This window comes from Methylococcus sp. EFPC2 (assembly GCF_016925495.1).
In the GTDB taxonomy this organism is placed as follows: domain Bacteria; phylum Pseudomonadota; class Gammaproteobacteria; order Methylococcales; family Methylococcaceae; genus EFPC2.
The window spans coordinates 2,133,871-2,145,723 of record NZ_CP070491.1 but is presented as its reverse complement, the minus strand read 5'-3'; the positions used below and the strand labels follow the sequence as shown (position 1 = coordinate 2,145,723).

At 63.6% G+C, this 11,853-nt stretch carries 8 protein-coding genes; 5 read left to right on the top strand and 3 right to left on the bottom strand.

What is annotated here, in order from left to right:
• Positions 1-99: 99 nt before the first annotated feature.
• From JWZ97_RS09045 to JWZ97_RS09025, 5 genes are all read left to right on the top strand, one after another.
• Positions 100-774 (top strand): hypothetical protein, encoded by a 675-nt coding sequence (locus JWZ97_RS09045; RefSeq protein ID WP_205434426.1) that lies wholly within the window; start codon positions 100-102, stop codon positions 772-774.
• Positions 775-914: 140 nt separating this feature from the next.
• Entirely contained in the window at positions 915-1,517 is a 603-nt protein-coding gene (locus tag JWZ97_RS09040; RefSeq protein ID WP_205434425.1) for a hypothetical protein, read from the top strand.
• A gap of 261 nt (positions 1,518-1,778) precedes the next feature.
• The gene (locus JWZ97_RS09035) at positions 1,779-2,804 is read left to right on the top strand and encodes an aldo/keto reductase (RefSeq protein WP_205434424.1); all 1,026 of its coding nucleotides are present in this window, start codon (positions 1,779-1,781) and stop codon (positions 2,802-2,804) included.
• Between the two features lie 357 nt (positions 2,805-3,161).
• On the top strand, positions 3,162-3,944 hold the full coding sequence (locus tag JWZ97_RS09030) for an energy transducer TonB (protein ID WP_205434423.1): 783 nt from the start codon (positions 3,162-3,164) through the stop codon (positions 3,942-3,944).
• Positions 3,945-4,294: 350 nt separating this feature from the next.
• On the top strand, positions 4,295-7,540 hold the full coding sequence (locus tag JWZ97_RS09025; protein ID WP_205434422.1) for an efflux RND transporter permease subunit: 3,246 nt from the start codon (positions 4,295-4,297) through the stop codon (positions 7,538-7,540).
• On the opposite strand, the gene JWZ97_RS09020 is transcribed toward JWZ97_RS09025, so the two are convergent.
• Genes JWZ97_RS09020 through JWZ97_RS09010 form a run of 3 tightly spaced genes read right to left on the bottom strand, consistent with a single transcriptional unit; the run spans position 7,537 to position 11,829 of the window.
• Positions 7,537-8,925, bottom strand: coding sequence for a virulence factor family protein (locus tag JWZ97_RS09020; protein WP_205434421.1), 1,389 nt, complete (start codon positions 8,923-8,925; stop codon positions 7,537-7,539). The genes JWZ97_RS09025 and JWZ97_RS09020 overlap by 4 nt on opposite strands.
• A 12-nt stretch (positions 8,926-8,937) precedes the next feature.
• Positions 8,938-11,493, bottom strand: coding sequence for a bifunctional lysylphosphatidylglycerol flippase/synthetase MprF (mprF, locus tag JWZ97_RS09015; RefSeq protein ID WP_205434420.1), 2,556 nt, complete (start codon positions 11,491-11,493; stop codon positions 8,938-8,940).
• Positions 11,494-11,511: 18 nt separating this feature from the next.
• The gene (locus JWZ97_RS09010) at positions 11,512-11,829 is read right to left on the bottom strand and encodes a hypothetical protein (RefSeq protein ID WP_205434419.1); all 318 of its coding nucleotides are present in this window, start codon (positions 11,827-11,829) and stop codon (positions 11,512-11,514) included.
• Between the last annotated feature and the right edge of the window lie 24 nt (positions 11,830-11,853).

The following is an 11,853-nucleotide window of genomic DNA, read 5'->3' as shown; positions in this document are numbered from 1 at the left end:
GTGCCTAAGCCGTGCCACCGAGACGTTCGCCGCCTGCTTTAGCACACTAGGAGTTAGGGCGGCCCGGCATATTCCGAATCGCAATCCATGAGCTTCCCTATGGCACACAAACTCGCTTATCTCGGCTTGCTGTTAATCCTGTTGTCGGGCTGTTCGCGGGAGTTTCCGCCGATTCCGTGGATGCCGGCCGACGACGGGCGTCGCCTGGCGTTGCAGGAAAAAACCGACTTCGCCAGCCGCCTGGAACTGGGGCGCCTGGAGTTTCTGCATAACGGAATAGACGAAGCGGACCGATTATTGACCCCACTCGTGCACGAGCAGCCCAATAATCTCGAGGCCAAGGCCTGGCATGCAGCCAATCGGTGCAAGCTGGCGGAGCGGCGGGGTCCCTGGATGCTGGGCCTGGACAAGGTCGTGCTGCTGTGGAGTTGCCTGACGGAGCTCGAGCGGGCAGGACACCATGCCGGGGACAATCTGTCGGTAGCCTTGGCGCAGATCTATACCGATACCGAGGTGTCGGTGTTCGGCACCCGGCATCGGGCTTACCAGGCGCGCGACCGGCTGCAGCAGCGACTCGAAGCCAAGCCGCAGAGCTATGCGCCGGCGGATCAGGCCTCGTTCTACGAGGCGGTCGCCGCGCTGGAAGCGCGCTATGACAATGCCACCGGCGCCCGCGACTACCTGAGCCGCGTGATCGCCCTGAACGCGGACGCCGATAGCGTCGAACGTGCCCGGCAGAAGCTGCGCGCGCTGGAGGCCGACGCCGGGCGCTAGCGATGCGGTCGCGCAGCCCGGCGTGGCGGCGGTGCGTTTGGACCTACGCCTCCGTACTCTGTCTGGCGCAGCCGGCGGATGTCCTGGCGAAGGCCGAACGGGCGAGGGAACACAGGTTCAAGAACATTCCCGCAATCTCGATGACTCCGAAGAACGCCTGGCACTTCATCGAGGAACTCAACGTATTCGCCGGCAGCGTATTGGCCAACACCACGCTGGATTACGGTCATGCAGACGGCTGGAACATCGGACTAAGTCTGCTCAACGTCGGGCTATACGAGGAAACCTCCGCAGCGCTGTGGGATCCCGACGTATTGCTCAATGTGGAAAAATCGACACCGCTGACGCCGTCGTGGTCGCTGGTGCTGGGTACGCAGAACGGTGCCGCATTCTGGGATGCCCATCGGTCTTCCGGCGTGGAAAGCTACTCCTATCTCGACAACCAGTTCACTGTCGGCGCAGCGGGGGTACAGCTACACCTCGGTGGCTATGTCGCCAGCGGACTCATGACCGGACCGGGGGACCGAGCGGGCTATATCGTCGGTGCGCAAATCCCCCTCCCGGACCCGCGCTGGGTGCTCTCCCTGGATTACATCTCCGGCAACAACGCATTGGGCGCCGGAGCGATCCAGTTGCTGTGGCGATTCGCCCGGCAGTGGCGCCTGGATGTCGGCGCCCAGATACCGGCGATCAACAGCCCCAATGACTACGGCGCCCTGCTGGGCTTGGCCTGGCAGCCGTAAATGCCGCTTCGTCCTCGCCGATGATAGGCTGCCAAGCGCAAAATCATCCGGCTACCGGATCGCTGGGTAGGGATGAACATCGGCTCAAGCTTCCCCAGTAGGCCGAAAACGTGTGAGTTTGATCGTCCTCCGCCGTGGGCGCGACGTTTACTCGCCATTGTGGTTCACTATCGAATGCAAGGGTTTTGATCAATCCGCGGCCGGCTGGCGTACGGCCGGCCGTGCACACTGGGCTGTTTTTGGTTTTCAGGAGGAGTAGCTATGGAATATCGACGTCTCGGCCATTCTGGCTTCACGGTTCCCGTCTTGAGCTTCGGCACCGGCACCTTCGGAGGCCAGGGCGAGTTGTTCAAGGCCTGGGGCAGCACGGACGTTAACGAGGCCAGGCGGCTGGTCGACATTTGCCTGGAAGCGGGCGTGTCCATGTTCGACAGCGCGGACATTTATTCCGGCGGACTTGCCGAATCGATATTGGGCGAGGCGATCAAGGGCCGGCGCGATCGCATCATCATTTCCACCAAAGCGACTTTTCGCTCCGGCGAGTCGCCGAACGACGTGGGTTCTTCCCGCTATCACCTGATCGCGGCGTGCGAGGCGGCGCTGAAGCGGCTCGGCACGGACTATATCGATCTTTTCCAGTTGCACGGTTTCGACGCCCTGACGCCGGCTGAAGAGGTGCTGTCGACGCTCGATGATTTGGTGCGCGCGGGCAAGATCCGTTATATCGGGGTTTCCAATTTCTCTGGCTGGCATCTGATGAAAGCCTTGGCCGTGTCCGATCGCTACGGCTATGCGCGTTATGTCGCCAACCAGACCTACTATTCCTTGATCGGGCGCGATTACGAGTGGGAGCTGATGCCGCTCGGCCTCGACCAGGGCGTGGGCGCCGTGGTCTGGAGCCCGCTGGGCTGGGGCCGGTTGACGGGCAAACTCCGCCGCGGTCAGCCGCTGCCGCAGATCAGCCGGCTGCACAAAACGGCCGACATCGGGCCGCCCGTGGCCGACGAGTACCTCTTCCGGGTGCTGGATGCCTTGGACGAGATCGCCCAGGAAACGGGCAGGACCATACCCCAGGTCGCGATCAATTGGCTGCTTCAGCGGCCGACGGTTGCCACCGTGATCATCGGCGCGCGCGACGAGGGACAGTTGCGGCAGAATCTCGGCGCGGTGGGCTGGAATCTCACCGCCGACCAGGTAGCCAGGCTCGATGCCGCAAGCGTCGTCACCCCCGTGTACCCCTACTGGCACCAGAGCGGTTTCTCCGAACGCAATCCTGCGCCGGTATAGTCGCGCGCTGAGCCGCTGAGCGAAACTTCCGCACTTTGGAGCGCGCAAGCGCTAAGTCATATCACGCACAACTGCGCCATCTGACGCACGACGCCGTTTCACCGGCCATCGGGGCATACGCTAAGGCACTGTTTATTAAGGACGCCATGCGTTGGCACGCATCGAGCTTAGTGATCGCGGTGCACCGAGGGAATTGGCAGGACGCCGTTCGACAAGGATGACGGGGTGCGGTCTCTGGGGAAAAGCCGATTAAGCCCGGCTTTTCCCCTTCAGGGAGGCATACCGCGCACGCTGAATTTTTTCCTGGCATGTCATTCTCCCGAAAACAGGTTCCGCCGTCGCGGGTCTGCATGCGGAATGCGGACTTTATCGCACAGCCGGTCGAACGCCATGATGCTCAGTCCTTCTTTCCTCGCCGCCAAGAGCTTGTTCATCCGGCACCCGGTTCGTGGGCAATCCGCCGATACGGCCTTGTTCCGGCGCCACCCTCTGGCGCTGATAGGCACGCTGGTTCTGGTCGGCGCGAGCCACGCCTGGCTGCTCTACGGCTATTGGCTGAAGCCGGCTCCGCCGCCGCTGAAGAAAGCCATGCCGCTGCCCACCATCGACATCGCTTTCGCCGCGCCGGCCGGCCGGACGGTGACACCGTACGTGCAGCCCGTGGAGCGGCCCGCGCCCGCGCCCAAATCCGATTGGGTCTCGCCAAAAAAGGCCAGAAGCACCGTGCCGGTGAAGAAAACCGCCGCCCAGCAAACCTATCCCGCCAAGGATAGGCGCGAGCCGCCCCCGACAGCGGCTCCGGCATTGTCGCCGATACCCATGCAGGAAAAGGTGGAGCCTCCTCCGCCGGAGGAGTTAACGCCCGCCTCCGCCAACGCCGACTATCTGCGCAATCCCAGTCCCGAATATCCCGGCATCGCCCGAAGCCGGCGCTGGGAAGGGGAGGTGCTGCTGAAAGTCCTGGTCTTGGAAGACGGCCGCTGCGGCGAACTGGCGATACACGCATCCAGCGGCCACGAGGTATTGGATCAAGCGGCCCTGAATGCCGTGAAGAACTGGCGTTTCGTGCCGGCCAAGCTGGGCGGGGCTGCGGTTGCGAGTTGGGTCACCGTGCCCATTGGTTTCAAGCTGGACTCTTGAACCACTCGTCGCACCCGAACCGGCCCAACCACCCAGGGACCCGCTCGGAGGCTTTCTTGCTATACGCCGAGCGCTGCAAATTCGGGCGAATTTCTTCGTTATTAACCCGGCCCATTTATGGGCCGGGTTAATCCGGGGCAGGGATGCCCTGGCGCGGCGACAGGCCGCGTGAGCCAAGGCCGGGCGTGTACCGGCCTTGGCCTTGGCCCGAAATACCAGGAGGGTATTTTTGGGCCTGATTAATAAGCTGGGGGATTGCGCTCGCTCAAACGTCTTATATCGATGAGCGGCCGTGACATCCTGGCCGTGGCCCCGTGTCCGCCAACCTGTCGATCCGACCGAAGCACGCCATGCCCCAGAACCCCGATAGCCGAGATTCCAGCGTTTCGGGTCTCATCGCTTGGTTTGCCGCCAATCCGGTCGCGGCGAATCTGTTGATGCTGCTGATCCTGTTCGGCGGGGCCGGCAGCCTGATTTTTATGGACAAGGAAGTCTTTCCCCACTTTCTCCCGCACCAGATCCAAATCAGCGCGTATTATCCCGGCGCAGGGCCGTTGGAGATCGAGGAGTCGGTTTGTGTCCGTATCGAAGAGGCGATATACGATTTGCCCGGCATCAAGCGGCTGAAGTCGGAGATCACCCAGGGCGAATGCAACGTCAGGGTCGAGGTCCTGCCGGACCATGACAAGGACCAGGTGCTTAATGCCGTGCGCGGACGGGTCCAGGCCATCCAGCGGCTACCGAAGGCGCTGGAGAAGATCGATGTACAACCGGCCACCCGCAACGGCGACGACGGGGTCATCTGGGTGGCGCTGCATGGCCCCACCGATCCGCTGACCATCAAATCGCTGGGCGACCGCATCCAGGCCGATCTGGCCCGCATCCCCGGCGTGACCCGCGCTTACAATTATTTCGACGTGTCCTACGAGATCGCCATCGAGGTCTCTGCGGAAAAACTGCACCAATACCGCATCTCCCTGCACGAGGTCACCGAAGCGGTCCGGCGGGCTTCGGTGGACCTGCCCGGCGGGCTGGTGAAAAGCAAGGCCGGGGAGTTGCTGCTGCGCGTGCAGGGCAAGGCGCAAAGCGGCGAGTCGGTCGGCAATCTGGTCTTGCGAACCAACCCCGACGGCAGCCGGGTGCTGCTGCGCGATGTTTCCGTCATCAAGGACGGCCTGGAAGAACGCCTGGCGGAATGGCACCACGACGGCGAGACGGCGCAAGGCTGGGAGGTCCACGCGGAGCACGACACGGTCGCGGTGGCCAGGCGGGTCAAGGCCTATGTGGACGAAACCCGGGCGCATCTGCCGGAAGGCTTGTCCCTCTATACCTGGTGGGACGATTCCCAGGCGTATGAAGAGCGCACCCGGACCTTGATCGAGGACGGTTTGAGCGGCTTCGTCCTGGTGTGCCTGGTGCTGACCCTGTTCCTGCGCCTGCGGGTGGCGCTGTGGGCCGACGCGGGCATACTCACCTCGGTCTTCGGCGCGTTCTGGCTGATGCCGGCCTTCGGCGTGTCGCTTAACATGCTGTCCCTGTTCGGCTTCCTGCTGGCCATGGGCATACTGGTGGACGATGCCATCATCATCGGGGAGGCGGTGCACAAGGAACACGAAGGCAAGGAACGGGGGAGAGGCGCGGTAGAGGCCGCGATCCGTGGCGCGAAAAGCGTCGCCCTGCCGGTGACACTCGCCGTGCTGGTGGCCTTGGTGGCCTTTCTGCCGGGATTGTTCCTGCCCGGCTGGTCGGGGCAGATGATGCGGCCGATTTGTCTGGTGATGATACTGACGCTGGCGTTCTCCCTGATCGAGGCCTTGTTGATCCTGCCGGCGCATCTGGCCGCCCCGCCCCGGGCGACGCCGATTCCCTCGCGTCTGGCGCGACTGCGCCTGCGGCTCAACCAGGGTTTGGACGAATTCGTCCGGCGGATTTACCGCCCGTTCTTGGAAAGTGCCCTGGCTTGGCGTCATCTGACCGTCTCGGCCTTTGCGGTCCTGCTGATGCTCAGTGTGGCCTTGGTCGCGGGCGGTCATGTCCGGCTGTCGCTGCAGGCCGATGTGACCAAGGACAGTTTTTGGGTCAATCTCACGCTGCCCCAGGACGCTCCTTTCAGCGAAACCCGCCGGATCGCGGAAAAGGTCGAGAAGGCCCTGCTGGAATTGAGGGACGAAATGGACCAGGAGCCCAAGGGCGTTGGGCTGCCGATCCTAGACGCGCGGGCGGAAACGGGCGAGCTTGCCCCGGCTCCGCGCCCTAAGGTACGGTCCGGCACCTCCGTCATCGTCGGCCTGGAAACCATTGTCTGGGAAAACGGCGCGGGTTTTTGGACCGAACTCTCCCCACAAGGGCGGCAAACCATCAAGGTGGAGGACTTCATCCGCGCCTGGCGCGAGCGCATCGGCGATGTCGGTCGCGCCAAGATCGACTTTCTGTACAAGGAAGGCGACGTGCCCTACGACCTCGAGTTCGACCTGGGAGCGTCGGATCCGTCGATCCTGATGCCGGCCGCCGAGGAACTGAAGCGCAAGCTGGCCGCTTACCCCGGTGTGTTCGACGTGGTCGACTCCGCGGAACCCGGCAAGCCGGAGGTTCACCTGCGCCTGAAACCCGAGGCCGAGCGGCTGGGGCTGCGCCTGGAAGAACTGGCCGAACAGGTGCGCCAAGCCTATTACGGCGACGAGGTGCATCGCTTCCAGCGCGGGCGCAACGAGGTCAAGGTCATGGTGCGCCTGCCCTGGAGCGAACGGCGATCGTTGGATAAGCTGGAAGACCTGCCGGTGCGCCTGCCCAACGGCGCGCAGGCGCCGTTGAGTGCCCTGGCCCAAGTCGATTTGACGCCCGGCTACGCCAAACTGGTACGGCAGGACAGGCAGCGCATACTCAAGGTGCAGGCGCGGGTCGATCCCAACCGGGCGGATCTCAATGCGGTCTATTCCGACCTGGAGGCCGGCGTGATCCCTCAGCTGAAACAAAAATTTCCGGGCCTGGCGGTGAACATCGGCGAGGAGCGGCAGGAGCAGGAAGAAGCCACGCACGCCCTGGCTTTCAACACCTTGATTTCCCTGGCGGTGATCTATGCGCTCATCGCCATACCTTTCCGCTCCTACACCAAGCCCCTGATTTTCCTGCTCGCTGCGCCCGTGGCCTGGAGCGGGGCGGTGCTGGCCCACTGGCTGGCCGGGCTGCCGCTCTCCATGGAGTCCCTGGTCGGGATGATCGCCGCCAGCGGGGTGGTGGTGAACGACAGCCTGGTGCTGCTGGATTACATCAAGGAGAAGGGGGTAGGAGTAGACGACACGGTCGCCGGCCCGGGGCCCGCCGCTGCAAACCTGATACTGGAGGCCTGTACCTCCCGTTTTCGTCCTATCCTGCTGGCCTTTCTCACCAACTTCGCCGGTTTCCTGCCCACCCTGCTGGAAACCAGCGAGCAGGCGCAATTCCTCATCCCGATGACCCTGTCGCTCTCAGCCGGCCTACTCATCGGCATGGCCGCCAGCCTGATACTCACGCCCGCCTGTTACGCCCTGCTGGGGCAATGGCACGACCGGCCGTCCTCCCGGGTGATATCCAGCCGCGCGGTGGACGATCGGACCTAAGGCGATGGCGTTTCGGACCCGGGCTTTCCCGTTCCCGCCGGCGCGAGGCGACGTCGCAGGCCGCCGACCAAGCGCTGGCCGAGCGCCGCGTAGTCGCCGTCGAAATGATGACCACCCGTGAGTTTCACGGTTTCCACGTCCGGGAGGATGCTGAGTGCGCAAAGCGACTCCGCGGTTTCTTCCTCGCCGTACACGCACTGCAGCTTGCCGCCCGGGATGCGGGAGTATTCCGCTGCGGTCGGCAGCGCTTCGGAACCGGGCTCCCCGTTGAACCAGCCGCTCACGTGGACCTCGAAGTCAGTGCTCAATCCGGGAGACAGCAGGCTGAGCAGCACGACTCTCGATCGCAGGGCCTCGGGCAGCCGGTTATAGGCGAAGGGGAGTATGTCGGCGCCGAAGGAATAGCCGATCAGCCAGACCTCGCGCAGTTTCCAGGCGTCGAGATAATGATCGAGAACCCAGCTCAAATCTTTGCCGACGCGATCCGGCGTCTGTTTTTGCCAAAAGTAACGCAAGGCGTCGACTCCCAGCACGGCCACATCCTGTTTGGACAGATAGTCGCCCAGCGTCTTGTCGATGTCGCGCCAACCGCCGTCGCCGCTGTAGATGACCGCCAGCACGCCCTGTGTGTTACGGTTCGACACTTCGATCAGGGGAATGCGGTCGAGCTTGGGGTCTGGCGCCGCCGGCGACGCGGCCGTCACCGCGCCCGCATAGTCAGTGACGTGCTCGACCAGCCGCACGCGATCGGGATTGGCTCGGGCGGCCTTGGCCGCAAAATCCGAGAGGTCCGCTGGCAAAGTACCCGAGGCCGCCAGACGCCATGGCGCACCCATCGGCATACCGGATTCCAGGGTTTGCTCGTTTTGGGAAAGCCCGGCCGGGGGGCGCTCGCACAAGCGGCCAGTGAGGGCGAGGCGCGGCGAAAAATCCAGGCTCAGCCCGGCGGCGAAACTGCCGGGATGGCTTTGGGACAATAAGGCGTAGACCAGTGTTCCGCCCTGTTCGCGTCCGGCAAGGACGGGCGGGCGATAGGTTTCCACCGCCAGCCGTTGTTGCAAAAATTGGCTGGTCCATTCGACCGCGCCCGGCAGATAGAGGCAGGCGGTGGATCCCGCCGAATTCGCCTGCCGGGTTCTACGGAGATAAATGCCGCTGTCGACCAGCGCAACCGCCCAGCCGCGGCTGGCCAACTCGCGCGCCGCGGTCTGGTCGTCAACCTGTATGCCTTGCTCGGGCGAAAACAGAAAAACCAGCCCCCGAAAAGCGCCGTCCGGATGGTGGAATGCATATTGGCCCCATTCTCCGCTTTGCAGGTTTTCGACGGCCGGAGAGGCGCAGGCCCAGGCTCCGTATAACAGCCCGGCCAAAGCCAAGTAGAGCATGCCGTGTCCTCCTTATTTGGTGAAAACGCCGCGATATCCGCCGGCGATGAGCACCGCGGCATCGGTCATGACCAAGGCCGGATTCAAGCCGCCGGGGCAGGCCAGGTAGCGTGGTTCCCACACCGGTTGAAATTTTTCCTTGAAACGGCGCAGTCCCTGGAAGTTGTAATAGGGTACGCCACGGTTATACAGGAGTGCGCCGAATCGTTGCCAAATCGGGGCGAGGGGATGATCCTCCAGGCCGGAGAAGGGCGCCATGCCTAAGTTGAAAGAGGCGTAACCTGCGATCTTGAAATGGCACAACAGGGCCACGAACAGATATTCCATGGTGGACTTGGGCGCGTCGCGGGTGTGGCGCATGAGGTCGACGGAAGCTTCTGTCCGGGTGGCCGTGGTCAGCAGGTTGGCGAAGGCTACGGTCCGTCCACCGTGACGGATCAGGGCGATATCGCTGCGGCCCAGATAGTGCGGCAGGAAGGCGCCGAGGGAAAAGCCTTTCTCCCGGCTTTGCTTGTTCGCGAGCCAGTCGTCGGAAATCGCCCGCAGTTCGGCCAGCCGCGCGGAGAAATCCTCGCGCCGCAGAATTTCCAGGGACAGCCCGTCGCGTTCGGCGCGCTTGAGGACGTAGCGGAAATCCGCGCCGTGGCTGCCTTCGACGGTGAAGCGGTCGAGCGGTATGACGGCTTCCTCGCCGATTTTGACCGGGGTCAGATTCATGTCCAGATAGATCGGCAGCAGCGACGGCCGTACCTGATAGAAGGCGATGCGGCCGTTTTCCCTGTCCACGCGTTCCCGGAAATGCCAAGCCAGTTCTTCCGCGAGTTGCGGTGGCCCCACCGGGTCGCCCAAGGCGATCCAGCTATGTCCCTGTATGCCGTACATGATGAAAGCGCGCGCGCTTTCGTCGAACAGGAGCCGCTTGTCGCCCATCAATGCCAAGTGCGCCTGGGTGAAGTCCTGGCCTTGCACGATCGTTTCCGCCCGTTCCAGGTCGGCGGGCTCCGGCAGGGCCATGGCGGGGCCGGGCGGGTTTAACAGGGCACGCAAGGCGAACAGGCTGATCGCCACGGCGACGGTCACTCCGGCGCGCATCGCACGCGGGGCTTCCGCGTCGTATTCGAATTGCCACCAGAGCAGATGGGAATATTCCACATGCTTGAAGGAGAACAGGGTGACCCACACCATGCCGCCCAAAGCGGCGGCCAGGGCCAGCAGCCAGCCGAAGGTATAGGGCTCGTCCACGAGCGCCGTGCGGCGGTAAAATTCGCTCCGCGCAAGCCAGAGGGCGAGGGCCAGCAGGGCGAGCACCACGGCTTCCTCGTAGTCGATACCTTTGGCCAGGGAAAGCACGATGCCGGCGGCGCAAAAAATCAGGGTCGCCACATACGCGCCGTTCAGTCTATGGGCGAGTCCACGCGCCACGATCAGCAAGGCGAGCCCGACAAGCGCCGACAGGATGTGAGACACCTCGACCACCACCAGCGGCAGCAGGTCTTCCAGCAGGCTCAGGCGTTCGGGGGCCGCCGGCGTGGCGGAGGACCACAGCAGCACCAGCCCGCTGAGGACCGCGAAACCGGCCGAAAGCGCGGGTACCATGCGTCCGCCCCAGCGGTTCAGTTTCGCCAGCCAGGTCCAGCCGACCCGTTCTGCCAATTCCAGGCCGGTCAAGGTGAGGGTGGCAGCCGCCAGGGGGAGCAGGTAATAGATCGCCCGATATCCCAGCAGGGCCGCGGTGACGGCGGCCGCCGGCAGGTGATCCTTGAGCCCCAGCAGGATGACGCTCTCGAACACGCCGAGTCCGCCGGGTACGTGGCTGGCAACGCCGGCGACGCTGGCGACGGCGAAGATCAGCAGAAAGGCGAAAAACGGCGGGGCGCCTTCCGGCAACAGCACGTACAGGCAGGCGGCCGCGCCCAATATGTCCACTACAGCGATGAGCAGTTGGCTCAAGCCGAGGCGCCAGGACGGCAAGGGTATGCGCCAGCGCCCGATCCGAAGCTCCGCACCCGGCCTGAGCGAAGCCAGAAACAGGCCCGCCAACACCGCCAGTACCGCGGCGCCGGTGGCCCTCAGCCTTCCGAGGGATACCTGGACGATGTCGCTGAGAATTTCCGGATGTGCTAGCAAGGCCGAAGCGCCGATGACGTGGATGCCGATGCCGAAAGACAGCGCACAGAATGCGGTAAGCCGGGCTACATCCGCGCCATCCAGCCCTGCGCCCGCATAGACCCGGTAGCGCACGGTGGCGCCGGATACCAGGCTGAAACCCAGGGTGTTGCCGATGGCATAACCGCAAAATGCGCCCAGGGCTACGAGTCGATAGGGCAGCCGTTTACCGAGATAGGCCAGGCCGCTCCAGTCGTAGCCGGTCATCGCGACAAAGCTGACCAAAGTCGCCAGCCCGGCCAGCAAGAGCCGGCGTGACGGCATGGCACCGAGTTCGGCGGATAACTGCCGGTAGGAGATGTCCGCGAGCAGATGATGCAAGGCGGCCATCGCCAGGAAAAACACCGCGACCGTGATGGCGGGGCCTATGAGGCGACGCAGGATCGGTGGGCTTAAGGTCACGGTGCGGGCAGCGATGGCTCAGGGGTGGGAAACCGCGTAGACCAGAAGTATGCAGACTCCCACCATCAGACTCAAGGCGAGGAGAAAAAGCCCGTCCGCCACTTTTTCCAGGGTGATCGCAAAACTCAGGTGGTGGGTGCGCAAAGCCCAAAACGAGGTGAAACAGGCCAGCAGGAACAACAGGGAATCCGCCGCCAGCAGTTCGTCGCTGACATAATTCACCTTGCCGATGGAACGTATGATATGGAAAAGGCCGATGCCGCCCATGCACACGCCCACCATGGACGAGGACACGGTAAAGATGCGGACCAATAATTCGCTGCGTAAGGATTGCATGCAGTATCCGGGATTTCGCGGGAG

Bases quoted from the DNA above. Each gene is read 5' to 3' on its own strand.
- JWZ97_RS09045 (WP_205434426.1), top strand. From the start codon at position 100: ATGGCACACAAACTCGCTTATCTCGGCTTGCTGTTAATCCTGTTGTCG.
- JWZ97_RS09040 (WP_205434425.1), top strand. From the start codon at position 915: ATGACTCCGAAGAACGCCTGGCACTTCATCGAGGAACTCAACGTATTC.
- JWZ97_RS09035 (WP_205434424.1), top strand. From the start codon at position 1,779: ATGGAATATCGACGTCTCGGCCATTCTGGCTTCACGGTTCCCGTCTTG.
- JWZ97_RS09030 (WP_205434423.1), top strand. From the start codon at position 3,162: ATGCGGACTTTATCGCACAGCCGGTCGAACGCCATGATGCTCAGTCCT.
- JWZ97_RS09025 (WP_205434422.1), top strand. From the start codon at position 4,295: ATGCCCCAGAACCCCGATAGCCGAGATTCCAGCGTTTCGGGTCTCATC.
- JWZ97_RS09020 (WP_205434421.1), bottom strand. From the start codon at position 8,925: ATGCTCTACTTGGCTTTGGCCGGGCTGTTATACGGAGCCTGGGCCTGC.
- JWZ97_RS09010 (WP_205434419.1), bottom strand. From the start codon at position 11,829: ATGCAATCCTTACGCAGCGAATTATTGGTCCGCATCTTTACCGTGTCC.